At 62.5% G+C, this 26,917-nt stretch carries 22 protein-coding genes and 1 pseudogene; 10 read left to right on the top strand and 13 right to left on the bottom strand.

Annotated features, from left to right (window positions below; all coding sequences use genetic code 11):
* Positions 1-43 precede the first annotated feature (43 nt).
* On the bottom strand, positions 44-637 hold the full coding sequence (locus tag BSG09_RS15285; protein ID WP_092934608.1) for a DUF7344 domain-containing protein: 594 nt from the start codon (positions 635-637) through the stop codon (positions 44-46).
* Between the two features lie 719 nt (positions 638-1,356).
* Here BSG09_RS15285 and BSG09_RS15280 point away from each other — a divergent pair.
* Positions 1,357-2,316 carry a transcription initiation factor IIB gene (locus tag BSG09_RS15280; RefSeq protein WP_092934606.1) on the top strand — a complete coding sequence of 320 codons (960 nt, stop codon included), beginning with the start codon at positions 1,357-1,359 and terminating at the stop codon, positions 2,314-2,316.
* Here the strand turns inward: BSG09_RS15280 and BSG09_RS20910 are convergent.
* Positions 2,309-2,485 carry a hypothetical protein gene (locus BSG09_RS20910; protein ID WP_175542220.1) on the bottom strand — a complete coding sequence of 59 codons (177 nt, stop codon included), beginning with the start codon at positions 2,483-2,485 and terminating at the stop codon, positions 2,309-2,311. The genes BSG09_RS15280 and BSG09_RS20910 overlap by 8 nt on opposite strands.
* Positions 2,486-2,597: 112 nt before the next feature.
* Here BSG09_RS20910 and BSG09_RS15275 point away from each other — a divergent pair, with 112 nt between their 5' ends.
* Both BSG09_RS15275 and BSG09_RS15270 read left to right on the top strand, forming a co-directional pair.
* Positions 2,598-4,514, top strand: coding sequence for a DEAD/DEAH box helicase (locus BSG09_RS15275; RefSeq protein ID WP_092934604.1), 1,917 nt, complete (start codon positions 2,598-2,600; stop codon positions 4,512-4,514).
* A gap of 109 nt (positions 4,515-4,623) precedes the next feature.
* Complete coding sequence (locus BSG09_RS15270; protein ID WP_092934602.1) at positions 4,624-6,348, top strand: helicase HerA domain-containing protein; 1,725 nt, start codon at positions 4,624-4,626, stop codon at positions 6,346-6,348.
* Between the two features lie 30 nt (positions 6,349-6,378).
* On the opposite strand, the gene BSG09_RS15265 is transcribed toward BSG09_RS15270, so the two are convergent.
* A complete protein-coding gene (locus BSG09_RS15265; protein ID WP_092934600.1) occupies positions 6,379-7,494 on the bottom strand; it encodes an aminotransferase class I/II-fold pyridoxal phosphate-dependent enzyme in 1,116 nt (371 codons plus the stop codon).
* A gap of 233 nt (positions 7,495-7,727) precedes the next feature.
* Here BSG09_RS15265 and BSG09_RS15260 point away from each other — a divergent pair, with 233 nt between their 5' ends.
* Entirely contained in the window at positions 7,728-9,356 is a 1,629-nt protein-coding gene (locus BSG09_RS15260) for an alkaline phosphatase family protein (protein ID WP_092934598.1), read from the top strand.
* Positions 9,353-10,363 (top strand): lipid II:glycine glycyltransferase FemX, encoded by a 1,011-nt coding sequence (locus BSG09_RS15255; RefSeq protein WP_092934596.1) that lies wholly within the window; start codon positions 9,353-9,355, stop codon positions 10,361-10,363. Before BSG09_RS15260 ends, BSG09_RS15255 begins: the two co-directional genes overlap by 4 nt.
* Positions 10,364-10,599: 236 nt before the next feature.
* On the opposite strand, the gene BSG09_RS15250 is transcribed toward BSG09_RS15255, so the two are convergent.
* Positions 10,600-10,884 carry a MarR family transcriptional regulator gene (locus tag BSG09_RS15250; RefSeq protein ID WP_092934594.1) on the bottom strand — a complete coding sequence of 95 codons (285 nt, stop codon included), beginning with the start codon at positions 10,882-10,884 and terminating at the stop codon, positions 10,600-10,602.
* A gap of 287 nt (positions 10,885-11,171) precedes the next feature.
* On the opposite strand from BSG09_RS15250, the gene glmM reads away from it, so the two are divergent.
* The gene (glmM, locus tag BSG09_RS15245) at positions 11,172-12,497 is read left to right on the top strand and encodes a phosphoglucosamine mutase (RefSeq protein WP_092934592.1); all 1,326 of its coding nucleotides are present in this window, start codon (positions 11,172-11,174) and stop codon (positions 12,495-12,497) included.
* A gap of 87 nt (positions 12,498-12,584) precedes the next feature.
* Here glmM and BSG09_RS15240 read toward each other — a convergent pair whose 3' ends face one another.
* Both BSG09_RS15240 and glmS read right to left on the bottom strand, forming a co-directional pair.
* Positions 12,585-12,791 (bottom strand): DUF7563 family protein, encoded by a 207-nt coding sequence (locus tag BSG09_RS15240; protein WP_006431419.1) that lies wholly within the window; start codon positions 12,789-12,791, stop codon positions 12,585-12,587.
* 610 nt (positions 12,792-13,401) lie between these two features.
* A complete protein-coding gene (glmS, locus tag BSG09_RS15230) occupies positions 13,402-15,213 on the bottom strand; it encodes a glutamine--fructose-6-phosphate transaminase (isomerizing) (protein WP_092934588.1) in 1,812 nt (603 codons plus the stop codon).
* A 613-nt stretch (positions 15,214-15,826) separates the two neighbouring features.
* On the opposite strand from glmS, the gene BSG09_RS15225 reads away from it, so the two are divergent.
* Complete coding sequence (locus BSG09_RS15225; protein ID WP_092934586.1) at positions 15,827-16,009, top strand: DUF5786 family protein; 183 nt, start codon at positions 15,827-15,829, stop codon at positions 16,007-16,009.
* 87 nt (positions 16,010-16,096) lie between these two features.
* On the opposite strand, the gene BSG09_RS15220 is transcribed toward BSG09_RS15225, so the two are convergent.
* The 6 genes from BSG09_RS15220 to BSG09_RS15195 all read right to left on the bottom strand — a co-directional run bounded on the left by BSG09_RS15220 (position 16,097) and on the right by BSG09_RS15195 (position 23,222).
* Positions 16,097-16,840, bottom strand: a complete 744-nt coding sequence (locus BSG09_RS15220; protein ID WP_092934584.1) for a helix-turn-helix domain-containing protein — start codon at positions 16,838-16,840, stop codon at positions 16,097-16,099.
* Between the two features lie 289 nt (positions 16,841-17,129).
* Complete coding sequence (locus BSG09_RS15215; RefSeq protein ID WP_092934582.1) at positions 17,130-20,327, bottom strand: bacterio-opsin activator domain-containing protein; 3,198 nt, start codon at positions 20,325-20,327, stop codon at positions 17,130-17,132.
* 310 nt (positions 20,328-20,637) lie between these two features.
* Positions 20,638-21,060, bottom strand: a complete 423-nt coding sequence (locus BSG09_RS15210) for a universal stress protein (protein WP_092934580.1) — start codon at positions 21,058-21,060, stop codon at positions 20,638-20,640.
* 183 nt (positions 21,061-21,243) lie between these two features.
* Complete coding sequence (locus tag BSG09_RS15205) at positions 21,244-21,927, bottom strand: cytochrome c biogenesis protein CcdA (protein WP_092934578.1); 684 nt, start codon at positions 21,925-21,927, stop codon at positions 21,244-21,246.
* A gap of 2 nt (positions 21,928-21,929) precedes the next feature.
* Positions 21,930-22,508: a TlpA family protein disulfide reductase gene (locus BSG09_RS15200; RefSeq protein WP_092934576.1), complete on the bottom strand. Its 579-nt coding sequence runs from the start codon at positions 22,506-22,508 to the stop codon at positions 21,930-21,932.
* Positions 22,509-23,222, bottom strand: a complete 714-nt coding sequence (locus BSG09_RS15195) for an SCO family protein (RefSeq protein WP_092934574.1) — start codon at positions 23,220-23,222, stop codon at positions 22,509-22,511.
* Between the two features lie 205 nt (positions 23,223-23,427).
* Between BSG09_RS15195 and BSG09_RS15190 the strand changes: the two genes are divergently transcribed.
* Positions 23,428-24,531, top strand: coding sequence for an iron transporter (locus BSG09_RS15190; RefSeq protein WP_092934571.1), 1,104 nt, complete (start codon positions 23,428-23,430; stop codon positions 24,529-24,531).
* Positions 24,532-24,656: 125 nt separating this feature from the next.
* A complete protein-coding gene (locus BSG09_RS20905) occupies positions 24,657-24,833 on the top strand; it encodes a hypothetical protein (RefSeq protein WP_008011862.1) in 177 nt (58 codons plus the stop codon).
* A gap of 445 nt (positions 24,834-25,278) precedes the next feature.
* Here BSG09_RS20905 and BSG09_RS15185 read toward each other — a convergent pair whose 3' ends face one another.
* On the bottom strand, positions 25,279-26,529 hold the full coding sequence (locus BSG09_RS15185) for an RNA-guided endonuclease InsQ/TnpB family protein (RefSeq protein WP_092934569.1): 1,251 nt from the start codon (positions 26,527-26,529) through the stop codon (positions 25,279-25,281).
* A 216-nt stretch (positions 26,530-26,745) separates the two neighbouring features.
* Here BSG09_RS15185 and BSG09_RS20255 point away from each other — a divergent pair.
* Positions 26,746-26,917 (top strand): annotated as a pseudogene (locus tag BSG09_RS20255) (RNA-guided endonuclease TnpB family protein); the annotation flags it as partial.

The raw sequence follows: 26,917 nt of genomic DNA, 5'->3' as shown, positions 1-26,917 counted from the left end.
TTACGATGAGCGAGAAGACGGCTCCACGAGACGAAGCGAACACTCAGTCGATACGTGAGAGTTTCCCGTCGACGGTACGTTCCTGATGACGGTTTTGGACGACGTGTGCGGCCGAGAGACAAAGGAAAGCAGCGATGACGACACTCGCGATGGCGAGTGTCGGGATGGCCGACAGCAGTGGTACCCCGAGGAGTGCTGCGCCCAGCAGGGTCGCGCCAGTCACACTGAGCCCAGCGTACCATCGGTCCCACCGGTCCTGACGATGGGAATCGGTATCGAGATACATCATCAGCAGGTCGGCGTTGTCCGCAAGCGAGATGAGCCCACGGTCCTGATCGTACTCGACGATCCCAGCGTCGTCCATCTTCGGGAGATGGGTCTGGTAGAGGGCGACGTAGACCCGCTTGCGCTGGTCGGAGTTGAGCGCGTTGACGCTGGTGTCGTTTTCCCAAGCAGCGATCTGTTCTGCAAGTTCACCGAGTGTGACCGTTTCGTCCGCTTCGAGCAAGTATGCGAGCACTTCGCGACGACGCCGATTCTTTAAGAGTTCGAAAATAACGTCCTTCGAGAGTCGTTCGTCTTCGTCTGCGGCGACCGACGTTATTTCATCGGGCAGCGACTGGTCGATGGACGACATTATTAAAACCACCCACCTGTAGCATCCCCATTCGCGCTCGCTGTCTCCGGTCTCCGGCGGCCGACGTCACCGAAGTCTCGGCGTAGCGGCGACCGCTGTACGTTCAAACGACGAGTCGAACTCACGATTGACACACCAGGTTGTACACCAATATAGATACTCTTAAGCACAGCCACGTTTCGCACCGGCTGCAAAGCAGGTACGGAGGGAGTTCGTGACCGGCTGACAGCGGTGGCTTCCCATCGCCACGGCTGTCGATCGTGATCGTCCGAGCGGGTGGGCAGTATCAGCCGACTGTACGTGTGTATCCACGGCGTACGGCCGACTCGATCGAAACGAGATCGGACACTGGGATGCGTTCGGACGACTGTCTGACAACACGGCACCAGTGCTGACCGTCTGACTCAACGAATATAAATTCGAGTGACAGTTCGGACACGAAAGACGTGTTTACCGTCTCGAGTCGGCGTAACGACCCTCATATTACATGTACCATGCGCGTATTAATGCTAACAGAGCGAGTCGATTGACCCGTAGGCGTTTCGTCCGGACGCGACCGATGGGACGTGACTATCGTCGCTGTCTCCGAGACAGCCGATGATCGGATCGTTCGTCTACCTTTCTTTTATTCAGCCATTGACGACAGCAGAGTAAATCGGTGTTTCCCGCGAAACCATGTTACCCCCTTACAATGACTGCACGGCTTCGGTCGGGTACTGATGACGCGGTCTATTATCGATCACGCCAGCAACGAATCGCAGTCGGAGGCGGTTGAGGCTGATCGCTGTCCCGATTGCGAGACCGAGACGATCGTCCACGATCCGGACCGCGGCGAGCGAGTCTGTGAGGAATGTGGCCTTGTCCTTACGGAGGATCCCATCGATTACGGCCCGGAATGGCGAGCGTTCAACGCACAGGAACACGACAACCTCTCGCGGGTCGGCGCACCGCTGACACAGTCGATGCACGACCGCGGGCTGACGACGACTATCGACTGGCGCAACAAGGACGCCAACGGCCACTCGATGTCGGCCGACAAACACGGCCAGCTCCATCGACTCCGTGTCTGGCAGGAACGAATCCGAACGAAAAACGCGGGCGAACGAAACCTCAAATACGCCCTCTCCGAGATCGACCGGATGGTAAGCGCGTTAGGTGTCCCCAAGCCAGTCAAGGAGACGGCAAGCGTCATCTACAGACAGGCACTCGAGCAAGACCTCATCCGCGGGCGCTCGATCGAGGGCGTCGCGACGAGCGCCCTCTACACCGCCTGTCGTAAAGAGGGTATTCCCCGTAGCCTCGAGGAAGTAACATCCGTTTCACGCGTCGAGCAGCGCGAGATCGGCCGTACCTACCGGTATATCGCAGACGAACTGGACATCAACTTAGAGCCGACGAATCCCCGACAGTTCGTTCCGCGGTTCTGTTCGGAACTGGACGTCGGCAAAGACGTCGAGACCAAGGCCATCGAAATCATCGACCAAACGACCGACCAGGGGCTACACTCGGGCAAGTCACCGACCGGCTTCGCCGCCGCGGCCATCTACGCTGCCGGGCTGCTCTGTGACGAAACGATCCCGCAGCGAGCGGTCGCCGAGACCGCCCAGACGACCGTCGTCACCGTCCGTAACCGATATCGCGAGCAACTCGAGGCGATCGACCAACAGCCGGCTACATGACTGAGCGGTCGTCCGCCTCATAGATTTCCTCGTCGAGGAGGGCGTGGAGGTTGCTGTAGGGAACGAACGCAAGGAAGTTGTCGTCGGAATCGTATAACTCGAGCCCGTCATCGGTGTGATCGTACCGTTCACAGACGATCTGTCCTTCTGGGAGGATTGCGTGGTACATGTGAGCCTGTAACGCTGGCACATTAAATATAGCTGTTTGCGCTCGGGGCAGCCGTCCCGCCGTCGCGTCCCGAGCGAAATGGGTTTACTCCCACCGCCGCTACGACCCGGCAGTGACTGACGAACGTTCTTCGGCGGCTTCCGACGAGCAGCGAAGCGACGCCCACGACCCGGCTGGGGACGCGACGGCCGACGCCAGCGCGAAGCCCGACGAGAACGAGGCAGGTGATGCGTTCACCATCGCCGACTTCCACGACGCCAGCCAGCAGGCCGGTCGACCGGTGCTCACCGCGGCAGCCGTCTCCCGTGCGCTCGAGATTCCCCACGAGGAGGCGAGCGACCGACTCGAGTCGCTTGCCGACCGTGGCGATGTCGAACGGCTCTCAGTGTCGACTGATCCCGTCGTCTGGTATCCCAGCGAACTCGAGGATCTGACCGACCGCGAGCGCGTCGTCGTTTTCCCGAAACGCCGCGAGATCATCGTCGACCGACCGGACCAGTTTACACGTGCGCAACTCTCCCAGTTTGCCCACCTTGCGGATGCCAACGGCGAGGACGGCTATCGCTACGTCGTCCGACCGGAAGACGTCTGGAGTACGCCCCACGATAGGTTCGAGGACTTAGCCCGGACGATGCGTCAAGCGCTTGGTCAGCGTTCCGAGAAACTCGAGGAGTGGGTCGAAAGCCAGTGGGATCGGGCCCACCAGTTCCGGCTCGTGACCCACGAGGACGGCTACACCGTTCTCGAGGCCCAGACACCCGAGATTATGGGCAACGTCGCCCGGCAGAAACTCGACGAGGAACACGTCCACGCACCGATCTCCGAAACCGAAGACTGGGTTCGAGAGGGGTCGGAAGCTGCGATCAAGCGGATCCTCTACGAGGCCGGCTATCCGGTCCAGGACCACCGCGAGCTTGCCTCCGGCGAGGAGCTGCCGATCGACCTGAACGTCCGACTGCGAGACTACCAGCAGAACTGGGTCGACCGCTTCGCCGAGGCCGGCGAAGGCGTCTTCGTCGGCCCGCCGGGCAGTGGGAAGACGGTAGCCGCGATGGGCGCGATGGCTCACGTCGAGGGCGAGACGCTGGTCCTGGTGCCGAGTCGCGACCTCGCCCAGCAGTGGGCCGACACGATCGTGGAGTACACCTCGCTCGAGCCCCATCAGATCGGCCAGTACCACGGTGGCCGCAAGGAGGTCCGCCCGGTGACGATCGCTACCTACCAGATCGCGGGGATGGACCGCCATCGCTCGCTGTTCGACGATCGCGAGTGGGGACTGGTGGTCTTCGACGAGTGCCAGCACGTCCCCTCGGACGTCTATCGGCGGAGTACGCACCTACAGTCGAAGCATCGTTTGGGGCTGAGCGCCAGTCCCATCCGGGAGGACGATCGCCAGACCGAGATCTTCACGCTCGTCGGCCCGCCGATCGGCACCGACTGGGAGGCCTTATTCGAGGCCGGCTTCGTCGCCGAACCAGAACTCGAGATCCGCTACGTGCCGTGGGGCGACGACGAACAGGCCAACGCCTACGGCTCGGCTGACGGCCGGGAAAAATATCGCATCGCCGCGAAAAACCGAGGCAAGATCGACGAGGTGCGCTACCTGCTGTCGGCTCACCCCGACGCGAAGGCGCTCGTCTTCGTCGACTATCTCGAGCAGGGCCGGGAGCTTTCCGACGCGCTCGAGACCCCCTTCCTCAGCGGGGAGACACCGCATTACGAACGCCGGCGGCTGTTAGAGGAGTTCCGGCGGGACGAGCGCGACCTGCTGATCATCTCGCGGGTCGGCGACGAGGGGATCGATCTACCAACGGCTGATCTGGCGATCGTCGCCTCCGGACTGGGTGGGTCGCGTCGGCAGGGTACCCAACGAGCCGGACGGACGATGCGCCCCGCTGGCGGTGCGCTCGTCTACGTCCTCGCAACGCGGGGCACGCGCGAGGAGGATTTCGCCCGAAAACAGCTCCAGCACCTCGGGCGCAAGGGAATGACGATCCGCGAGCAAACCGTCGAACGCGACGCGGAGTGACCGGAACCGCGACGAGGAGGCCGCTCGCATCGAGGCCAATCTTCAAGGTCGCGTGTTCGGACAGTACAGATATCATGAGTGAATCGTGCGTTCGCGGGGTGATCGACCGGTGAGCGACGGCACCAGACAGCGACAGATCCGCGTCGGCGAGACGGCCGGCGGTGCGGAGCTCAAACTGCCCGTTATCGAGATCCTCACCGGACGCGGGTTCGCGACCGGCAAGAGTGGCTCCGGAAAGTCGAACACCGCGTCGGTCATCGCCGAGGAGTTGCTCGAGGCCGGCTACCCACTCCTCATCGTCGACACGGACGGGGAGTACTACGGGCTCAAAGAGGAATACGAGATGCTCCACGCCGGCGCTGACGAGGAGTGTGACATCCAGATCGGCCCGGAACACGCCGAACAGATGGCGACGATCGCACTCGAGGAGAACGTCCCCGTCATCCTCGACGTCTCGGGGTATCTCGACGAGGACGTGGCCGACGAACTACTCCGGGAGGTCGCCCGACACCTATTCGTCAAGGAGAAGAAACTCAAAAAGCCATTCCTGCTGGTCGTCGAGGAGGTCCACGAGTACATCCCGGAGGGCGGCGGCGTCGGCGAGACGGGCAATCTGCTGATCAAGATCAGCAAACGCGGCCGGAAACACGGCCTCGGGATTTTGGGAATCAGCCAGCGACCGGCCGACGTCAAGAAAGACTTCATCACGCAGGCCAACTGGCTGGTCTGGCATCGGCTGACCTGGGACAACGACACGAAAGTCGTCGGCCGGATCATCGACACCGAGTACGCCGAGCGCGTCGCCGACCTCGATGACGGACAGGCGTTCGTCCAGACCGACTGGACCGAAGCCGACGTCCGGAAGGTCCAGTTCCGACGCAAGCGGACGTTCGACGCCGGCGCGACACCGGGGCTCGACGACTTCGAGCGCCCCGAACTCAAATCCGTCTCGGATGCGCTGGTCGGCGACCTTCAGGACATCTCCGAGCGCAAGGATCGCGAACAGGACCGAATTCAGGAACTCGAGGCCGAACTCGAAAAGAAAGAAACGCGCATCGAGACCTTAGAGGACGAACTGGCCTCGGCCCGGGACGTCTCGAGTGCGGCCAAACAGATGGCCGACGCCTTGCAGAACACCGAGACGGTCCAGTCGCAACTGCCTGGCGGCAGCGAGGACCTGCGCCGACTCCACGAGGAGATCGCAGATCTCGAGGCCGAACGCGACGAGTTGCAGGACCGACTCGAGACACGCGACGACCGAATCGACGCCCTCGAAGACGAACTCGAGTCGCGCGCGGACAAGCTGAGCCGCCTGCGCGATGAAAACGAGCGGTTACGCGAGACCGTCAGCGAACACGAGAGCGCAGACGAGGACGAGACCGACGAGGAGTCGACGATCCTGCAGGCCGGCGGTGACGACATCGAGTTCGGGTACACGCCCGTCGACTGGGACAAGGCGACAGCCAACGCCAGATCGAACGACAACACGTCCACGTCCACAGCCGATGAGACGACACGTGTCACCACCGACAGTGAACGTGACCTCGCAACGGTCCTCGAGGCGACGGACATTGGCGACCGCGTCGAGCGCGCGTGCGAGGGCTCGCAGTGTTCGCTCGAGACGGCACGTGACGTGCTTGCTGCCCTCGACGAGCGCGGGTCGCTCGCGGCAGCGACCCTCACAGCGGAAGTCGAGCGCTCGAGGGTCGCGGTCCAGGGCCTCCTCTCGGAGTTGCGGACGGAGGGCGTTCTCGAGCGGACGCCCGATCGGGCGTACGCGCTGAGCGACGACGTACACGCAGCGCTCTCGTCGCCGCCAGCTGCCAGCGAATGAGGTGCTGCTCGAGCCGCGAAAGCTTCCGGCTCACTGCTGCAGTCGATCGCCGGCGGCCTCGATCGCTGCCGGCTCGATGCTCTGGTGGACCGGCAGCGTGACGACCTCCTGTGAGAGACGCGTCGCCGTGTCGTAGCCGTCGGCCTCGAATACGGACTCGCGGAGTATCGGCCAGGTGTGTGCACCCACGACGCCACAGTCATGAAGCGCCGCCAGAAACGCGTCCGGATCGCGCGCCCGGACGGGAAATTCGTACGGGCTGATCCCATCTGACAGCCGCTCGTAGAAGATCGTAATGTCCTCGCGGTCAGCGAACACCTGTTGCCACGTCCGGTAGTTCTCTCGCCGGGCGGCCCGGATCGCGTCCGGATCGGCGGCGTCGGTGACCATCGCTGTGAACTTCGACATCGGCGCTTTTGTGGCCTCGTATCGGGCACCCGGATCGACAGATGAGGGATCGTTGGCCCCGTCGTCGAGCATCGACTCGATCGACTGGTAGAGCGGGCCGAGAGCGGTTTCGGCGGCCGACGTCGTGACGAACCGACAGTCGGTGGTCGCGATCCGCTCTGCGCTGCCGGCCAGCGGCGATGGGGAGAACGCCGCTTTGACCTCGTCGGCGACACGGTAGAGGATCGCGCCGTCGGGAACCGGCAGTAGCTTTCGCAACGTCGTGAACCCGAGATCACCGTGCGTCCCGAGCAGCGACCCATTCGCGACGCTGATCGGGCCGTGTGCGTTGTCGTCGATGTGGTAACAGTCGTATTCGTTGGTCAGCGATGCAAGCCGCTCGAGGCCGGGCTGTGGAAACCCGAAATAGTTGACCGACATGACGGCGACCGTGTCGTCGTCGATCCGGCTCTCGAGATCGGCGAAATCAGGCGCGAGCGTCTCTTCGATGGCGTAGAACCGAGGCTCGAGCCCGAGGTCACGGAACGGTTCGACGACGGCTGGCGAGAGGTAAGCGGGGACGAGAACGTTCTCGCCGGGTTCGACGAGGGCATCGAGGCCGTCCCGGAGCGCGACCTTCCCAGCACCGTAGTAGGTGTGGTCGACGTCAGGGGCGTGCCGGTCGACGAACGCGTCGATTCCCGCATCCCCCGACCGTGAGAGCGACGCGTCGAACACGGAGGGGGTGGCACTGATCATATCTCGAATCGGTGGTGACGAACACCAGTAACGGCGATCATCGACGTAATACGGTATCATCGGACACCTTAGTGATGCGGACGATACTCGCCTGCAACGGGTGACAATCGACCCTTACAGCCACGGCGAGAGACACTGACGCGAACGCTATTCCGACCGTACTGCCACCCAGTACGATGTTACAGTCATCAAGCGGTCGCATAACAAAGCCTAACCGACAACATACCGTCTCTATGGCAAGTTCGACGGACGAAGAATCCCTTCGTCTGCTCGTCATGGGGCTCGACGCCGGGTGTCGGCCGATACTCGAGCCCCTGTTCGAATCGGGCGAGGTGCCGACCATCCAGCGGCTGTTCGAGTTGGGCACTGCTGGACCCCTCGAGTCGCAGATTCCGCCCTGGACTGCAAGCGCCTGGCCGTCGCTGTACACGGGCAAAAATCCGGGCAAACACGGCGTCTACGATTTCCTTTCCTTCGACGGCTACGACTGGGACGTCGTCAACGCGACCCACGTTCGAGAACGGCCGGTCTGGGAGCTGTTGAGCGAGCACGGCTTTACCAGTGTCGTCGTCAACATGCCCGTAACCCATCCCGCCCGGGCGTTCGACGGGGCGCTGATCCCGGGGCTGACCGCGCCCGAGGACCCGGACTGTCACCCCGAAGGAATCCTCGAGGATGTCAAGCTGGCGTGTGGCGGCGACTACTGGATCTATCCACAGAACAGCCCGGAACCGGAACAGTCGATCGAGGGCTACGAGCGGACGGTCGAACTCCGGGGGAAGGCCTTTCGGTACCTCTGTCGGCGAACCGCGCCGGAGCTTGGCTTCCTCCAGTTCCAGCAGACCGATTCGGTGTTTCACGAGCGCCCAGGGGACAAGAAGGCGATCGAAGCAGTGTATCGGGCAGTCGACCGCGAGCTCGAGGAGACGATCGAGCGAACGGACCCCGAAAACGTCCTGCTCGTCAGCGACCACGGCATGGGGAAGGTGACCGGCGACGAGTTCCGCGTCAACGAGTACCTCCGGTCGGAAGGCTACGTCAGTGCCCAGAGTGGCGGCGAAGGGATGCCCGACTGGTCGAAGTCCTGGGAGAACGATCTGCTCGAGGGATCGGACGCCGGCGATGGTGGCCCGAGCGCGCTCGAGCGAGCGATGAATCTGGCCGCGACCGTCGGGATCACGACCCAGCGAGTCGCAAACACGCTCGAGGTCGTCGGGCTGAAAGAACCGATCGGCAAGCGGGTGCCAAACGACATGATCCGGGCGGCGAGCGAGCAGGTCGACTTTCCGGACTCGCAGGCATACGTCCGCTCGAAGAGCGAACTCGGCGTCCGGATCAATCTCGAGGGGCGCGAGCCAAACGGTCAGGTGCCAGCCGAAGACTACGAGCAGGTCCGCGAGGAGCTCATCGACGAACTGTCGGCGGTTCGGACGCCCGACGGCGAGGCGATGTTCGACGCCGTCGAGCCGCGGGAGACGTACTTCGAGGGACCCTACGTCGAGGAAGCACCCGACATCCTGACCGTCCCGGCGGAGTTCGACAACGCGATCGCCGCGTCGCTTGGAAACGGCCAGTTCGGCGAGCCGATGGAGTCGTGGAACCACAAGCGAACCGGCGTCGTCGCGGCCGCTGGGTCGGCGTTTGACGAGTCCGCCGCGCTCACCGAGGCGACGATTTTCGATATCGCGCCGACGATCTGCTCACTGTTTGACATCCCGATCGACGCCGCAATGGACGGTGAGCCACTGCCGATCATCGAGAGCAGCACCGAACGATCGTATCCGACGTACGACCCCGAGCCGATCACGGCGACCGACGACAGGGCCGTCGAAGACAGACTCTCAGATCTGGGCTACCTATGAGCGTCGAGATACGCACCCTCAACCCACACGCCGATGCCGAGGAGTGGAATCGGTACGTCGAACGCTCGGACGACTCGAACCCGTTCTTTCGGGCGGAAGCGCTCCGGTTGCAGGCCGTCGATACCGATACGATACTACACCTGCTTGCAGGGTTCAAAGGTCAGGAAACAGTCGGGATCTTTCCCGTCTTCGAATATACCAAGGGACCGGTAACCGGCGCGTTCTCTCCGGCTCCCCACTCATGGACGACGTATCTCGGCCCAGCCCTGCTAAACGTCGACAAGCTCAAACAGCGCAAGGCCGACCGCCGGATCAAACGGTTCATCGAGGGCTGTCTCGAGTGGATCGACACCGAACTCTCGCCGCTGTATAGCAAGTTCGTCACCGGCACGCTCGACGACGTCCGTCCGTTCGTCTGGAACGACTACGACGTCAAGCCAAGTCACACGTACGTCGTTGACCTCGATGGTTCCGAAGAGGAACTGCTCAATCGGTTCAGCAGCGACGCGCGAAGCAACATCCGAAACGCCGACGAAGACAGCTACACCATCGAGGAGGGCGACACCGACGACGTCGAACGCATCGTCGAGAAGGTCCGTCAGCGCTACGAGAGCCAAGGCCAGCCGTTCCGGTTGAGCGTCGACTTCGCGAGAGCGGTCCACGAACAGCTCCCCGACGGTGCGATCAGACCCTACATCTGTCGCGTCGACGGTGAGTTCCTCGGTGGCATTCTCGTCGTCGAATCGGATCGGACGCGGTATCGATGGCAAGGCGGGGTCAAACCGGACGCTGACGTCGACATCGCGATCAACGACTTACTCGACTGGCACGTCATGCGCGATGGCCTCCACGCGGGAATCGAAGAGTACGACCTCGTCGGCGCTGGCGTCCCGAGCATCAACCGATACAAGGCGAAGTTCAACCCGCGGCTCGAGACCCACTACGAGATCACGTCAGGCGCGTTCGGGATCGATCTGCTGGTCGATCAGTATCAGAAACACCGGTAGCGCACGCACTGCAGCCGTTCGATCGTCGAGTGCTAACCGACAGTTCATACGACCGGACAACCGTCAGTGACTACTCGACTGCGTCCCGACGGCTGTTGCCTCGGCGACAACGTCTCGAGTCCGATCGATGGCTGAGACGGACGCCTGTCAGTCAGTGCCGGCCGGCCGCGACTCGCACTGCGTGCGGGCCGGAACATCGGGACAGCAGACCGTATGAATCGTGTTGTCCGGCAGTATCAGTCGTCGATCCGATACTTCGACTGTCGGGCATCCGCGAGACAGGCGCGACTTGTCACGACACCCTGTTCCTCGAGTCTCCCCAGTGCGTATCGGACGGTTCGGGGACAGAGCCGCGATTCGGCGGCAAGTTCCTCCTGTGTCAGTGGGGCCTCGTACTCGAGGACCTTGTAGATCAGTTTCGCGCTCGGCGGTAGGTCGGCGTCGATCGTCGCCCCGTCACACTCGCCGTGTGGGTCGTCGGCATCGACGACCTCGTCGGAATCCGATTCAGTTGCGCTCATGGGTATCGATTGCTGTGGTCGCCACGTCCGTCGACCGGTTCGGCTGGCAGGACACGAGACGTTCGTATGTCATGTTCAGTCACGTGTATCTGCGTGTGTTACATATACGGCACCGACAGTTCAACGAGACAGGCAGGAGCTAACGGGCGTGTATGCGACCGTTCCAGCACTCGTTGCCGTCTCGAGTCTGCCCCGAAGCGGTCGCACAACACTGGCATGGAGCCGATCGAGATGACGGACACCAGTAATCCGCACATAGTAAGGCGGTCGCCCGACTCAGGACCGATATGTTCGGAACCAGTGGCATTCGCGGACGAGTCGGCGACGAGGTGACGGCAGGGCTGGCGCTTTCCGTCGGTCGTGCGGTCGCCTCGGACGGCTACGACCGGGTCGTCGTCGGTCGCGACGTGCGAGACAGCGGCGCGATGCTCGTCGACGCGATCAGCGCGGGACTGTGTGAGTGTGGGGCGGACGTCATCACGGTTGGCGTCGAGGCGACACCGACGGTCGCGCGGTCGATCGAGCGTCTCGAGGCCGACGCGGGGGTCGTGGTGACGGCCTCGCACAACCCGGCGACGGACAACGGGATCAAACTCTGGAATCCCTCGGGGAAGGCGTTCGGTCCTAACCAGCGCGAGGCTATCGAACGACGGATTCGCGAGGACGACTACGAGCTGGCTGCCTGGGACGGCGTCGGCGATCGAACGAGCCACGACGGCGTACAGGACTACCACGCCGACGCACTCAACGCGACAGTCGACATCGCACAGCCACTCAGCGTCATCGTCGATCTCGGCACCGGTGCCGGCGGCGTCACTGCGACGGTACTCGACGAGCTGGGCTGTCAGGTCCGGACGCTTAACGGGCAGGAAGACGGTGCCTTCCCGGGCCGCCCGAGCGAGCCGAACGCGGAGACCCTCGAGACGCTGTCGACGCTAGTCGCAGCGACGGACGCCGACGTGGGGATCGCTCACGACGGCGACGCCGATCGAATGGTCGCCGTCGACGAGACAGGCACCTTCGTCCCGAAAGACGCCTTGCTGGCCCTGTTCGCCCGCGAGACAGCCGGCGACGGAGACCGAATCGCGGCACCAGTCGACACGAGCCTCGCCGTCGACGACGCGCTCGAGGCCGTCGGCGCGTCGGTGACGCGGACACAGGTGGGCGACGTCTACGTCGCCGAACGGACGACAGAGCCGGACGTCGTCTTCGGCGGCGAGCCGAGTGGAGCGTGGATCTGGCCGGATGAAACGCGGTGTCCCGACGGCCCGCTCGCGGCGTGTAAGCTGGTGGAACTCGTCGCCGACCGCGGGCCGCTGTCCGACCTCGTCGCCGAGATCGAGGGATATCCGATCCGACGCACGTCGATCGAAGTGACCGAAAAGGTGGCGGTGATGGCCGACGTCAGCGAGGCGGTGCGCGACCGATACGACGAGATCGATACGCTCGACGGCGTCCGGGTCGAGACCGAAGACGGGTGGTTCCTGCTTCGTGCGAGCGGCACACAGCCGTTGATTCGCGTCACGGCGGAGGCGCGGTCGGCCACCGACGCCGACACGTTGTTCGAGGACGCACAGGCACTGGTGACCGAAACTGTCACGAGGAGAGCCTAACTGACAGATTTAGTGTGGCCAACGGAGAGCGTGTCATCGGCAAGCGCTAGCAGAGAGACAAGATACTCGAGACGATACTGATAGACACTATCGGGCTTCTTTCGGAATGAAATCCGAGGTCTTCATCTCACGGTACGTCGCGCAGTCGGGACAGGCGTGGACGACGTCACGGTTGTCGCCGAAGACGCGAGCGAACTGTCGAGTCACTTGATTGCCACAGTTGACACATCGGGGGGCAGTCGTTTGCTGGCCGGACGTCATTGGCGTCCACTTCGCGGATGGGTCCGTCGACATCAACAGTCTATACCCATAGCAGGGTATTTACTATAGACCGCATAATCGATACGACCGCCGCTCGAGCGCTGAGTTGGCAACGACTAGCACTCGATCGAAACACTCTGGATATCGTACGTATCAGCGCTTCTCACCCGAGAAATACAATATTACCCTGTCGAAATATCGGATTTCAGGCCGGAATTATGTATTCGTGGTCACATCTTGGGACCCTCGAGCAGCGACGACCACCCTAGTACGTGCGGCCAATTTGGTTTGTAACTATTGTGGGATAGCCGTGCATAGCCGTCCACGCTGTTGCCCGGCGTGATCAGGTATCCCCTTTATCCATCGGTGAATTTCGATCGTAATTGGAAGGGGTGATCGATACCCAGGGAAGCGATGGGATCATCACCGCATGTGATCGTCACAGTACCCCGCCACGTTCGACAGCAGTCGAGTACGGGACCGATGCCGATGCCGAGTGGACTCGAGACTATGGGGGTGGCCTCGCGTCCTGCGGTCTCGAGGACCATACTCGACGCACTCTCCGGTATCTGCGGCGAGCCGTCCGTGGCCGGACGATGTGACGGCCCTCAAGAAGGGCGATCGGAGCAACCGCGTGGCCGACCTATTCGACGGTAACGCTCTTGGCGAGGTTTCGCGGCTTGTCGATGGGGCGATCGAGGAGGTCGGCGGCGTGATAGGAGACGAGCTGGAGCTGGACGTTTGCCAACAGCCCCGCCAACTTGGAGTCCGTGTCGGGAATCGAGAGGTGCTCGTCGGCCACCGCGATGGCAGGGTGCCCGTCGGGACAGACCGCGACGACGGGCGCGCCACGGGTCTGGGCTTCCTCGGCGTTTTTCAGGGTCTTCTCGTCTTCTTGGCCAGTGAAGACCGCGAACACCGGCGTGTCTGGCGTGACCAGTGCTAGCGGTCCGTGTTTCAACTCACCGGAGGCAAAGCCCTCAGCGTGTTCGTAGGTAATCTCCTTGAACTTCAGCGCACCCTCGAGTGCCACGGGATAGCCGAGCCCGCGTCCAATGAAGAAATACGACTGGCTGTCGTCGTACTGCCTGGCGATCGACGCAGCCTCGGAGGTTGCAAGCACCTCTTCGATCGCGCTCGGCATCGACTCGACGGCCGGCAACAGCGACTCGAGATCGGCTGGCGGCTCACCCAGACGGTCGGCAGCGATGCGTTGAGACAGCAGGGTGAGCATGACGGCCTGTGAGGAGAACGTCTTCGTCGCGGCGACGCCAATCTCCGGCCCGGCGCGGATGAACAGCGCGTCGTTGGCCTCACGGGCGGCCGTCGAGCCGACGACGTTCGTCACCGTCAGCGTGCGCGCACCCTCAGCGTTGGCCTGTCTGAGTGCGTTTAGGGTGTCGGCAGTCTCGCCGCTTTGCGTAACCGCGATCACGAGAGTATCGTCGTCGACCGGCGGTGCGACGACGCTGTACTCGTTGGCCAGTAGCGCAGTCGATTGGACGCCGGCCTGATTCAGCCCGAGCGAGCCGTACAGCGCAGCGTGATAGGAGGTCCCACAGGCGACGAACTGGACGCTCTCGACGTCGTCGAACGTCCCCGGTTCGAACTCTGAGAGTGCGATTCGACCCCTTCGAGGATCGATCCGCCCCTCGAGCGCTTGGGCCAGCGACGTCGGCTGCTCGTGGATCTCCTTGAGCATGAAGTGGTCGTACTCACCCTTCCCGGCCTGTTCGGGGTCCCAGTCGACCGTCTCGGGCGTGCGCGTGACCGGATTCCCCTCGAGGTCGGTAAACTCGACGCCGGTTTCGTCGACGATGACGACGTCACCGTCCTCGAGGTAGACCACGCTGTCGGTGTACTCGAGGAACGCCGGCACGTCGCTGGCGAGGAAGTACTCGCCGTCCTCGATGCCGACGACGAGCGGCGAGCCTTGCCGGGCCGCATAGAGGACGTGCTCGCCAGATACCATGGCGGTGACGGCGTAACTGCCCTCGAGTTCGCTGATCGCCTGGCGGAACGCCCGCTCGCTGCCAAAGTCCGCATCGAGGTAATACTGGATGAGATGCGGGATGACTTCGGTATCGGTATCGCTCGTAAACTCGTAGCCGTTTGCGGCCAGTCGCTCTTTGAGCTCGGCGTAGTTCTCGATAATACCGTTATGGACGACAGCGACGTCTGCACTCTCGTCAGTATGGGGGTGCGCGTTGGCGTCAGTCGGTGGCCCGTGGGTACTCCAGCGGGTGTGGCCGATGCCGACCTCTCCCCGAAGCGGTTCGCCGATCGATTCTTTCAGCTCTTCGACCTTCCCTGAGCGTTTTTCGATATCGATGCCCGAGCCGTTCTGGACGGCGATGCCGGCCGAATCGTAGCCTCGGTACTCGAGGTTCTCCAGCCCGGTCAACAGTGGCTCGATGGCGTTTCCGTCTCCGACGCGGCCGATAATTCCACACATCGGTTGCTCACCGCCTGGTGGGCCGCTGGACGGCTGGCCCGGAGACGATCATGGGGTTCGCGGACGGGACACCAGCCAGTCTCCGCTGTGCAGACGACGGTGACCGTCTCGTGGCAGACGATCCCGTCGAAATACGTGGTCGAGACGACGAACGGTATGCAACCATGAGCAGAATTCAGGCCTCCGGAAGCCATTACTATAGACGGGCTACTGAACGGCGTAGCCAAAGGGTACGCTGCCACGTGGTGTCATCCGTAGTGATTGTCAGTCACAAGGCACCATGAGCGTGCAAATCGACACCGACGGCGAACTGTCGGAAACGAGCCCCTCTCACACCTAAAACGCACGTGCTGTCGAATCCCCCTCAAAAGTATGGGAAACGAACAGGGGATCAGCGCTCGAGTATGGGGAGACAAACACTCGATAGCGATCGCCCAACGTCAGTAGGGCCGATGAACGGTCGCATCGGACTGGGTACGGAGGAGACTCGAGCAATCGCCGGAACGCCATTCGATGAGTCGGTTGGCTCAATCGATCCGCTTTGGAACGCCAGTGTGGACGAGGAGACGGACCGAACCGTCACATCTTTTGTACTGGCTCGGAACGTATGAGTATGGGTTTTGGTAGCTACGACGAGTCCGAACAGCAAGAGCAGACCACCAACGATGAGGACGTAGAGGCGGTCAACGTCCACGAAAACGATCATCACGGCGAAATGTCCTTCGAGTCTGATGTCTCGACGGACGAACTGGTCTCGCAGCTCGGCTCGATGAAAGACGACGACGACGACGAGTAATCGCGTCACCCCACAGCCGTCGCTGACTTACGTTTTTGAAGCCGGACACTCGCCGTCGAATCAATCGAGATCGAGCGGCGTCACCGATCAGGAAAGTGACGACGCGCAGAGTTCGCCGATCGCTCGTCGCAGTCGCTGTGAGATAGCCGACTTCGAGACGTCGAGTCGGTCCGCGAGTTCGTCCTGGGAGATCCCTCGCGGCACGTCGAAATAGCCCTCTTCGTGCGCGACTGTGAGCAGTTCCTGTTGTTTCGCCGTCAGGGCGACGACGCCGTCGTCACCGTCATCGGAGACGCGAAGGTGATCGACAGTCACGGAGATCTCTCGGTCGCGACAGTAGTCGTTGAACGCGACGAGTTGCTCCCGGTCGGCGAACCGAAGCTGGACCTGCCAGCCGTTCCGGCAACTCGAGAGTTCGAGCAGCCGGCCGCCGACGGTGGCAATGGTGGCAGTAAACGTCACCGCACGGTCGGTAAGTGCAACCCGATAGACGCGTCTGTCGGGATACCGATCGACGAGCACGGGATCGGTGACCGTCGGATCCGTCTCGAGGCCGGTTTCGAACTGGTCGAACGCGGTTCCGTAGACGGTGACGAACACGAGCGTTCGCTCCGGCTCGACGGTCGTCCAGTAGTCGGGTTCGACGGTCACGTCCGGCGCGTCCCGGAGCGTCGGCCCTAAAAACAGGTCCGGGTGATCGAGTCGGAGTTGCGCGACGATCCCGCCGTCGGCCTGCGACTGGATCGGGGACCGATCGTCGGTCGCATCGGAGAGCTTTTCGAGGCTCTCGGTCGGGTCGGCGAAATCGATGCTCACGAGTGCATCCGCCATCCGGGGAGACGGCCGCTGTAACTATCACTTACCTCGAACGCGCTCATTGAATAGCTCATTAGATGCTGAGGACATGATCATGGGAGCTATATACGGAACCAGTACCGGCTCAATGCTCAATACTGATTCATTAATCGGTGCCGTGACCAGTCATAAAACGTGAAGAAACACGGTATTACCCACCGTTCAGGCCGAAGTAAGTACTGTATACTGCCCGTCGCCGCCGCTCGGCGACTCGCTCGCGATCGAAGATGGACCGACGATCGGCAGCGTGCAGGCACAGTTGCGCCTAGTCTCTCGTCGGCTCGTCGAACAACAGCGCGAACAGTTTCCCCTGGGCCAACCGAAGATGGCGACTGAACGTCGGCTGTGAGACGCCGAGCGATTCAGCGACCTCCTCACCAGTGTGTTCGCGGGGCCACTCGAAGAAACCGCCGTAGTAGGCCGCCTCGAGCGTCCGCCGCTGGCGGTCGGACAGGTGGTCGTATAACTCGTCGAACGGACGGGGCGGGCGAAGCGGGCGGTCGCGCTGGCGGCGAGCGACGAGTTCCGTTCCCGGGTGACGTCGCTCGAGGTGCTGGACGAACGACCGAACGTCGACCGGTTCGCCGAGTTCGGTCACGAGCCGGGTCCGATCGTCGACCGGTGTCAACGACCGGAGAACGCCACCATGGTCTGCGATCGTCTCCGCGACGGTGGGCGCTGTGACACCGATTTCGAGGACGCCATCGTCGCCCCGCTCGACGATCGAGCTCGAATCGACCGCCGGCAGCGATTCGACCGCATCGCACACGGCATCGTCGACGCCGCCCTCAACGGTACAGAAGGCCGTCGACCCGCCGGACGTCCGCGGCACGATCGCTCGCACCGTCAGTCGCCGATCGAGTCGGTTGGCGATCGCCGAGAGCGGCTCGGTATCGTCTCGCAACACGATCTCGAGTTCGGTGATTCGGTCGGCAAGCAGTGCGCGTTTCGTCTCGATCGACCCGATCGCAGCGCCAGCGATCGCAGCGAGGTGCTTGCACGCACGTTGGACGTGCTCGTCGAACGCCGACGGCTCCGACGCGTAGGCGGTGAGCGTCCCATAACGGACCCCATCAGCCGTCAGCGCAACGCTGAGTACAGACTGAATCCCTCGCTCGAGGAGCCGTCGTCGCCACGATCGGCCGTCGTCGTGTGTCTCCCGGTCGCTCGAGAGGTCATCGACGACGAGTTCCCCGGTCGCAGCTGCCGTTCCCGTCGGCGTGTCGGCGTCCGCTCCCATCGGAACCATCGCGGACTCGAGGAACTCGCCGTCTCGTCCGGCCCAGGTCGTCGGTACGACCGTCTCGCGCCCGTGGTCCGCGTGGCCGATCCACGCGAGTGTGATCCCGTCAGGCGTTTCAGGAGACGACAAGTCGACGATTGCCTCGCAGAGGCGCTGTTCGACCGCGTCGCGGGTTTCGGCTGTTAGCATCGCCCTGCCTGCGTCCCACACCCGTTCGGCCTGTGCGGCAGTGGTCTCGAGGCGCGAGCGATCGTGTCGGCACGTCCGGAGGCTATCGGCATGCTCGAGGGACTCGAGGGCGACCGCAGCGGCGTCCGACACCGTCTCGATCGGGTCCGTCTCGAGTCCGTCGAACGCCATCGGGTCGGTGCTGGTCGCGAGGACGACGGCTCGCGTCGCGATCGGGACGGACAGACCCCGCTCGGCGCGGAGTCCGGTTTGAGCGAGCACGGCATCGAGCTCCGCGCGCTCGTAGACGGTCGGCGCTTCGTCCGCGACGGTGGCTGCCAGCGGGGTGTCGTCGAGATCGATCGGTGGTGGTTCGATCGAGTGGCGATCGCCACCGACGTGTTCGGCCGCCGCGATCGCTGCCGGCTGCAGTCGGTCGTCGGCGATGCGATACCAGACGGCCACGTCAGCACCCGTATGCTCCCGGATGGCATCCGTGGCGGCGTCACGAACGGCCGACGGCGTCTCTGCACGGCGGATAGCCGCGACGGTGTCGTGGACCGTCGACAGGGTGGCCACACGAGACTCGCGTCTATCACGGACGACACAGAGTGTTCGATCGGGCATCGACAGCGGCACGACGAAGACGTCGACCGGCGGTGCCTCGTCAGTCGCGAGCGTGCCCGAGACCGGCTCCATCCATCTGACGACCGGCGATCGGGCTCGCGTTCGAATCGCCGACACGAGGTCCGCATCGAACACCGTCTCGAGTTCGTGGCCGGCGAGTGCGTCCACATTGGCAAGCTCTCGGAGCGCTGGATTCGCCAGCCGAATCGTCGATCCCTCGAGGACGGCGATTCCATCGTCGAGCGCGTCGATGACGGCCTCGAGCAACTCGAGTCGCTCCAGGTCCGGTGCGGCCGCGGCGTCGACGGACTGGTCGGTCGCGTAGACCGAGATGCCGTCGTCGCTGGGGTGGACGCGCACGGCGAGGCGGCCCTCGAGCGACGGCGCGGTCACGCTGATCGTTTCGATCGCACCCGTCGATTCTGCGGCACGCACCCGATCGAACAGCGCTTCGCTGATCTCGTCCAGAAAGAGATCCCAGACGACGGTTCCACTCACGTCGGCGGGATCGATCTGGCGCATCTCGGGACGAAACAGTGCAGTCGCCGCGTCGTTGGCATACTGCAGTTCGTCTTGCGGGCCGAGGACGAAAAACGCGTCTTCGAGTCGGTCGACGCCCGCACGCAGGGCAGCAGGGGCGGCCACGTCGGCCGCCGCGCCGATCCCGGTTCGGGTCACGACGACACCTTCGACGGTCGGATCCGCAAGCCGGTTCGCACATATCACCTCCGAGACGTGCCACGTGCCGTCGGCGTCACCCAGCCGAAGGGTAACGCGTTCGGTCGCGCCGACCGGCGCGTCTGTGACGGCTGCAAGCGTCTCGTGGATCGCCTCGCGGTCGTCGGGATGGACGAGCCGACCGATCGGCGTCCGCTCGAGTTCGGCGGGCGTATACCCCAGTTCTGACTCGACTGCCGGCGTCGCGTATTCGATCTCGCCGTCGGCATCGAGCACCCAGACGACGGCAGCGGCATGCTCGAGGATCGACCGCTGGCGTCGGTCCGAGGCCGCGGCAGCCAGCCGGTACTGCTCTCGCTCGGCGGCGGTTCGAACCCGCGCGGTCAGCACCGGCGGCGACTCGTCGCGGGCCACGACGTCACTCGCACCGGCTGCGAGCGCGTCGTCGGCATCCCCCTTGTCAGTGATAGCCACGATCGGCCGCTCGTCGGCTTCGGCGGCGAGGCGCTCGAGCGTTAATTCTCCCTCCGATCGATCGACGGCAGCCGCGTCGAACGGACAGACCAGACAGTGGACGTCACGATCGGCGAGTCGCTTGTGAGCCCCCTCGAGCGTCCGCTCTCGGAGGATCGATGCGCCCGCGAATCGTGCAGCGAGCACGTCTCTCGCATCGTCGGCAGCGGCGTCATCGCCGACGACAAGCACACAGGGTGTGTCGCTGACGACGGTCACGGTCCGCCTGCTCACGCGCCGACCACCCCGACTGATACTGCCGGACAAAACGGTTCAGACGTCGATCGCACTCGAGACGCTGTCGCCGACGGCGACAGCCGTCGAGACGCGATCGAGTAGTCACTGACGTTTGTCCGGTAGGATGAGACACACGTGGTGCCACCGCTCGCCATCGGCACTGCTCTCGGACACGGGAGGCAAACGGCACAGCGAGCGGACTGACCGGCCACGATGGTGGCTGCGTCGCTTCCGCGCGGGTTAAGTATCAGCGTCGTACCCGGACGTAGCGACGGATTAGGAGGTAGTACACCCGTATTGCCGATCGCTACGTCTGGTCTCGAACCGTGAGAACCGGAACTGGAGCGTTTCGGACGATTTCTTCGGCGACGCTGCCCGAGAGCAGGTGCTCGAGCCCGGACCGACCAGCCGTTCCGACGATCACCATATCGACCGGGTTCGTCTCCGCGTAGTCGACGATCTGTTCCTGCGGGACGCCATGACGAATGTCCGTCGTCGCGTCGATCCCTGCTCGAGTCGCCGCTTCTTTGGCCTCGTCGGCAGCTGTAGTGGCTTCTTCATCCGGATCGGTACGAAGCCGATCTTGTTTGTTCTCCGCCTGTGGCCCCGCTTCGGAAACCGACAGCACGTGGAGGGTCGCATCGAGTTGGTCGGCGAGGTCGATTCCGTGCTCGGTTGCCTGACGAGCGACGTCGCTGCCGTCCGTCGCGAGAAGCAGCTCCTGATACATGGTCGTCCGTTCGAGCGACGGTGGGATACATCCCGGACCTGCCGTTGCCTGCCCGGTGGTTGCCAGTCCCTACTCGTCACGTCACTGCCAGGCCGCCGTGGTTCGGTTGCGATCGACCGCGCGTTGCCACCGGCGAGGGCGACCACACGCGATCGCTGTCGGAATCGAACTCTCCACCGTCGCTCAGAACAGCCCGAAGATGTTGAACCGAACAACCGCGAGGTACAACTGCCCGATCCCGGCGACGATCATCACCACGCCCGCGATCCGTTTTAGTAGCCCGGAGTAGGCCGTCAGCCGGCCAGCACCAGCGACGAGTCCCATCCCCGTCGCGACGGTCAACGAGACCATCAACACGACGACGCTGCCGACATAGGTCCCAAGGAGGACCAGCGCATCGGCCATCGACAGCGAGAGCGCACGGGTGACAACGCTGATGAACAGCGGCGCGACACAGCCCGCCGACGCGAGCGCGTAGCCGATGCCGAAGATCGAAAAGCCGAGCACGCTCGAGCGGCGCTTTGGGAGCGTAACCGAAAACGATGGCGCGCGACCGGCGACGATCAAGGCACCGAGAACGAGCAACACGAGGCCGGCAGCGGCTTCGAACCACTTGATCGACGACAGCGTCGACTGGCCAACCCAGAACGTCGCCCCAAGCAGGGCCGTGAACGTGACCAGGACGCCCAGCCCGGCGAACAGCCCGCGGCTCAACGCACCGCCGAGCGACGCCTGCTCGCCGTCGGTCTGGCTCACGTAAAAGCCGACGTAGCCCGGCAACAACGGGTACGCACACGGCGAGAAAAACGTCGCGATGCCGGTCGAGAGTCCGAACACGATCGACGTGGTCAGTGCGGCGTCGACCATCCTTACTGCCCTCCAGCCGCGAGTGCTTGTTCGATGCCAGCGACGAGTTCGTCGGCGGTTTTGATGCCCGAATCCGACCACTGGACGGTTCCCGACGCGTCGATCGCGACAGCGGACGGATAGCCGCCCGCGAGATATCTGGCCGTCAGTTCGGCAGTCGGGTCGAGCCCAAGCAACCAACTACCGTCGTGTTTCTCCCACCAGTCAGCCAGTTCCTCGTTCGGTATCGATTCACTTGTGACCGACATAAACAGTACCTCGTCGCCGATCCGCTCGTTCGCCTCAGCGAGTGCCGGCATCTGCTCGACACACGGCGGACACCACGTTCCGAAGAAGTCGAGGAACGTCGCCCGATCAGCTGCCGGAACGCGGAACGCATCGGCTTCGCTGCCCGGCGCATCGATCGTCTCGATCGTGAGCGGCTCCGTGTTCGTCGAGTCGGTTTCGTCCGAATCGCCGGGCTGTGACTCGCCAGTCCCGGTGTTGCCGTCCAGCGATGGCGGCCCACGAACTGCCATCACGCCAGCACCAGCGACGACGCCCACGCTCCCGAGACCGGCGAGGACGTCCCGTCTGCGCATTTACTCCGTCACCACCGTTTCGACGTCGTCGATGACCTTCGACGGGTCGATGGAAGCGCCGTTCGGATATGCACGCTCGACGATGCCGCGTTTGTTGGCAAGCAGGATCAGATTGTAGTGGGGGAACATGTACTCGAGATGGTCGTACTCCGGGGCATCCGTCTTCTTGAACGGCAGCCCGATGTCCTCGGTCATGATCGTCTTGGCTCTGTCGTACGTCTCGGGTCTGAGGAAATGCCAGTTGTCAGCCTCGGCGTCGACACCCTGCTCGTCGGCGAACGTCCGCAGTTTCGATTCGGTGTCTCGTTCCGGATCGAACGTCATCTCGAGGAGCGCCACGTCGTCGCTGAAGCCGTTTTCAGCGGCGACTTCCTGGGTGCGCCGCAGCCGCAACGTGAGCGCTGGGCACATCCCATCCGGGCAGTTCGTATAGACGAACGTCATCAACACGGCACGTTCGCCCTCGAACTGGTCGGTCGAAATCGTCTCGTCGATCAGGGGATCAGGCAGGCTGAGCGACGGCAACTCATCACCGTAGCTCGGATGTGAGGACTCGCTTAAATCCATCTCCGGCGGCTCGAGGATGGTGTTGGGGGCCCCAGAATCCGAAGATCCGTTTCCGGTCTCCCCTCCGCCGATCGTTCCATCGAGACAGCCGGCAACACTCGTAAGTCCTGCGATTCCGACTGTTCCAAGATATGTCCGCCGGTCCATATTCGAGTTCTAGAAGCGGTGGATGAAAGGTCCACTGGTTCTCCTCACGAAGGGGCGTCACGTAGCAGTCGCTTACTGACATCGGCTTCAAAAGACACGGAAATTGACCAGAACGGAGAAACACATACCGGCAGCGACACCTCGGGTATCACGTTCGACCAGTGAACCAACAGGCGTTTTGTCGGGGGTTCCCAACCACGGGCTAATGAACCGCCGGGCTTTCCTTCGTGGTACAGCCGCAGCTGGAGCCGTCGGGACTGTCGGCCTCGCCGGCTGTCTCGAGCAACTCGGGTTCGAAGAAGAATCAGCCTTTGCGAACCCACCGCTCGTCGAAAACCGGCCCGATGCCGTCTATCTCCCTTCTTCACGCGACGCGATGGGAATGTATGGGATGGCAACCGACGGCGACTACGCCGCGATGCTCTCGTATACCTTCCCCCACCGGTTCTGGACCGTCGAAGCAACCGACGAGGAGAAAGAGCTCATCGAGATCACCGCCGACGACAGCCTTCATCTCATGGTCACCGTCTGGGATCGTGAGACACACACCGTCCTTCCGGTGGACGCACGCATCGAACTCCGTCAGGACGGCGAGCTCGTCGATATCGGCTCCTCATCGCTGTGGCCGATGATTTCTCAGCGGATGGGCTTTCATTACGGAGACAACATCCAGCTTCCGGGTGAGGGGCAGTATACCGCCCGGATTCAGGTCGGTCCGGTCACTCTCGAGCGAACCGGCGCGTTCGCGCAGCGACTGGGCTCGCTCGGCTCGCTCGAGATCGACTTCGAGTACGTCCGGTCGGACATTCACGACCTCTCGTTCGAGACGATCCCCGACTCACAACAGGGGAACCGCGAGGCGTTATCGCTCATGAAGATGGAACACGGCGGCGGTGACGGCGAGCACACGCCGATGGGACAGGCCACGCCGCTCGAGGAACTGCCTGGGGAGTCACTCGACGCCCAGCGCAGCGGCGACGCGACGTTCGCCGCGCTCGTCTCCGATGCCGACCGGCTCGCGGACGGTGGCTCGTATCTGGCAGTCAGTCCCAGAACGCCGTACAACCGGATTATCCTGCCGTTTACCTCCCTGTCTGCGACCGTCGAACGTGATGGGGAGACCATCTACGACGGGCCGCTCACGGAGGCGCTCGATCACGAGATTGGCCACCACTACGGCGTCACCGTCGATGAGATTACGTCAGGTGATCGCGTCACAGTCACCGTCGACTCATCGCCGCAGGTGTCACGACACGATGGATACGAGACAGCGTTTTTCGACTTCGACGACGTGACCTATACTGTGTGAATCTCGGGGTCAAGCCTCATCCGCTGATAAAGCCGATCGTACGGTCCGTGAACGGAATGAAACGAGTCCCTGTCGGTACTGTACGATTCCGATAACTATCGGGGACAACCAAATACGTCTACGGTATGTCTCGGACAGGAAATGCAGACATCAATATCGGCTGTCCGGAGTGTGATGCGACGGTTGCCACGTCCCTTCCACCAGGACCGGGGATCCACACGGAGAACGATTCGAACCGGCTTCTCGGAAAAGAAACACAGTGTCGAAACTGTGGCCACGAACTCGAACTCTATTACTACTGAACTGACAGCGCCGCCAGCAGTTTCGATGCAACAGGGGCCCACATCCCGTGGCTGTAACCCACACACCGGGTTTCCGGTGAAATCGTCGGAGACGCAGAATCGGCCTCGAGTGATCGAGATTGGTCCGACACCGAAACGTGGCAGCGACGTCCTGTGGCTGACACACACCGGGTTTCCGGTGAACGACATCGTGATTTCACTGGAAAGCGGACGGCAGTCGGTGGGGCCAGTCAACGACAGTGACGAGGCCAGTCTCTAGTCCCCACTGCCAGTCACTGCACACCCGATCGCACGAGGGCTATGTGATAGATATGTCAATCGCTTCAGTTATCGACGCCACCAGCGAACAAACACACCGGGTTTCCGGTGAATTCGATTCGTCGGTGACATCCTCCGCGCCGTAAACGGCGCGGCTTCCCGTACTGCGGGTGGGATATTTGCTGGTCTACGACACGACCTGTTCTCTCGTCTGAAACGTCCCGCTCTCGCGGTCGAACAGGTGTACCGATGGCTGTGCCACACAGCCGTTACTCCTATCCTCACCGTGAAGACTCGGAGTTATCTTCTGGCGCATGTTTTCCGCTCCGTTACAATCCGCGTTGGCTACCAACTCACACGACTCACAGACGTACAGGCCACGTTCGACACGGTTCGACTTCGTCGCATCGCCACAGCGTGAGCAGGTCTTACTGGTATCCCACTCGTTCTCCTTCAGCACCTCGACGCCACGAATCTCGCCTTTGTATGCGAGGTACTGGTAGATGCGGTCAAACGCCCACGAGTGCAACTTCTTGTTCCCCGTCTTGCCCCAGTCGGACTCTCGAACGTCTTCGGGCCAACTCACCGCGAGCGTGCCAACACCGCGTTCGACACACTCCGTGATGATCGTGTCCGTAAGCGTGTGGTAGAAGTGAGTTTCACGGTCTGTGAGTTTCCTGCGTGCCCGCATCGACTTCTCCGAGGGGCCGTTCTCACCCTCAGTGTCGTACTCTGCTCGGGTGAAGTAGTGCTTGTCCTGTTTGAGCGAGTTGCCGGGGTACAGGATGTACTCGTCGGGGAATGCGACTGTGGCGATGTTCTTGATACCGAGATCGATACCGGCCACTTCGTTGCCTGCTGAGTCGTTGGTTTCGAGTTCGACTTTGCAGACGAAGTGCAGTTCCCACTCGTCGCCATTCCAGACGGCTCGAACGTTCTGCACCTTGTTGACTTCTGAAAGGTCAACGTCGGGGCGGATCTGGTACTCGCAGAGCAGGAAGTCCGACCAGTGTTCTTTCAGGTTCTTGCCCTTTGAGAGTCGGACGCGGTCGTGTTCGGGGTCGTGTTTGAAGCCGTCTGCTTTGAACGTGACCGTACTCTTGGGTCGAGTGTCGCCGTGTTTACGGTAGCCGGGAGGATTCGCCTCGTCAAACTTGTGTCGCAAGTCGAACCATGACTGGAAAGCGTCGGAAAGTTCTTCGATGACTTTCTGACTGGATTGTGCGTTCAGGTCTTTCCAGCACGACTGGTTCTTCATGTACGCTTTGAGCGTTCCTTCGTCTGGTATTTCGCCAGCTTCATCCCAGATGCGGTCTGCTGTCCAGCGTGCGACGTTCCAGATTTTCGAGGCGGAATCACCGAGCGAATCGAGGCCATCGCAGACCTGTTGCTGGTTCTGGATGGAACCAACATAGGTTCGAGTGGCCTCAACCGTCATACATAGCCTATGTAGACAAACCTACTTAATCATTCAGATTAGCGTTGAATATCTGGTCTGTTATAGGTGGAACAGGCGCAATACCACGGCCTTCAGGCCGTGGATACGCGCCGTCACTCAGTGACCCGTTCCACCGATACCGACAGGGCCGGATATTCCACGTCAAACATAGCCTCTAAGATCCTCTGTTTCATAACTGATTATGAACACAGTACGATGCTGGAGACAACCCGCACCTACGTCGCACGCATCACGAATCACACGCAGATTCGTGACAACCTCGACGAGTGCGGGTTCGCAGCATCGAAACTGTGGAACGTCGGTCGCTACTACATCCAAGAACGGTGGGATGAAGACGGTGAGATTCCCGATGAAGCCGAACTGAAGT

Origin of the sequence: Natrinema hispanicum (assembly GCF_900111485.1) — an archaeon.
Taxonomy (GTDB): Archaea; Halobacteriota; Halobacteria; order Halobacteriales; family Natrialbaceae; genus Natrinema; species Natrinema hispanicum_A.
The sequence above is the reverse complement of the archived record's forward strand: the minus strand, read 5'-3'. Positions and strand labels throughout refer to the sequence as shown.

Excerpts from the sequence above, each read along its gene's own strand:
- BSG09_RS20910 (WP_175542220.1), bottom strand. The coding sequence starts at position 2,485 with ATGTACCACGCAATCCTCCCAGAAGGACAGATCGTCTGTGAACGGTAC.
- BSG09_RS15280 (WP_092934606.1), top strand. The coding sequence starts at position 1,357 with ATGACGCGGTCTATTATCGATCACGCCAGCAACGAATCGCAGTCGGAG.
- glmS (WP_092934588.1), bottom strand. The coding sequence starts at position 15,213 with ATGTGTGGAATTATCGGCCGCGTCGGAGACGGAAACGCCATCGAGCCA.
- BSG09_RS15210 (WP_092934580.1), bottom strand. The coding sequence starts at position 21,060 with ATGTATCAGGAGCTGCTTCTCGCGACGGACGGCAGCGACGTCGCTCGT.
- BSG09_RS15200 (WP_092934576.1), bottom strand. The coding sequence starts at position 22,508 with ATGCGCAGACGGGACGTCCTCGCCGGTCTCGGGAGCGTGGGCGTCGTC.
- BSG09_RS15250 (WP_092934594.1), bottom strand. The coding sequence starts at position 10,884 with ATGAGCGCAACTGAATCGGATTCCGACGAGGTCGTCGATGCCGACGAC.
- BSG09_RS15220 (WP_092934584.1), bottom strand. The coding sequence starts at position 16,840 with ATGGCGGATGCACTCGTGAGCATCGATTTCGCCGACCCGACCGAGAGC.
- BSG09_RS15190 (WP_092934571.1), top strand. The coding sequence starts at position 23,428 with ATGAACCGCCGGGCTTTCCTTCGTGGTACAGCCGCAGCTGGAGCCGTC.
- BSG09_RS15285 (WP_092934608.1), bottom strand. The coding sequence starts at position 637 with ATGTCGTCCATCGACCAGTCGCTGCCCGATGAAATAACGTCGGTCGCC.
- BSG09_RS15205 (WP_092934578.1), bottom strand. The coding sequence starts at position 21,927 with ATGGTCGACGCCGCACTGACCACGTCGATCGTGTTCGGACTCTCGACC.
- glmM (WP_092934592.1), top strand. The coding sequence starts at position 11,172 with ATGTTCGGAACCAGTGGCATTCGCGGACGAGTCGGCGACGAGGTGACG.
- BSG09_RS15240 (WP_006431419.1), bottom strand. The coding sequence starts at position 12,791 with ATGTCGACGGACCCATCCGCGAAGTGGACGCCAATGACGTCCGGCCAG.
- BSG09_RS15255 (WP_092934596.1), top strand. The coding sequence starts at position 9,353 with ATGAGCGTCGAGATACGCACCCTCAACCCACACGCCGATGCCGAGGAG.
- BSG09_RS15185 (WP_092934569.1), bottom strand. The coding sequence starts at position 26,529 with ATGACGGTTGAGGCCACTCGAACCTATGTTGGTTCCATCCAGAACCAG.
- BSG09_RS15225 (WP_092934586.1), top strand. The coding sequence starts at position 15,827 with ATGGGTTTTGGTAGCTACGACGAGTCCGAACAGCAAGAGCAGACCACC.
- BSG09_RS15260 (WP_092934598.1), top strand. The coding sequence starts at position 7,728 with ATGGCAAGTTCGACGGACGAAGAATCCCTTCGTCTGCTCGTCATGGGG.
- BSG09_RS15195 (WP_092934574.1), bottom strand. The coding sequence starts at position 23,222 with ATGGACCGGCGGACATATCTTGGAACAGTCGGAATCGCAGGACTTACG.
- BSG09_RS20905 (WP_008011862.1), top strand. The coding sequence starts at position 24,657 with ATGTCTCGGACAGGAAATGCAGACATCAATATCGGCTGTCCGGAGTGT.
- BSG09_RS15265 (WP_092934600.1), bottom strand. The coding sequence starts at position 7,494 with ATGATCAGTGCCACCCCCTCCGTGTTCGACGCGTCGCTCTCACGGTCG.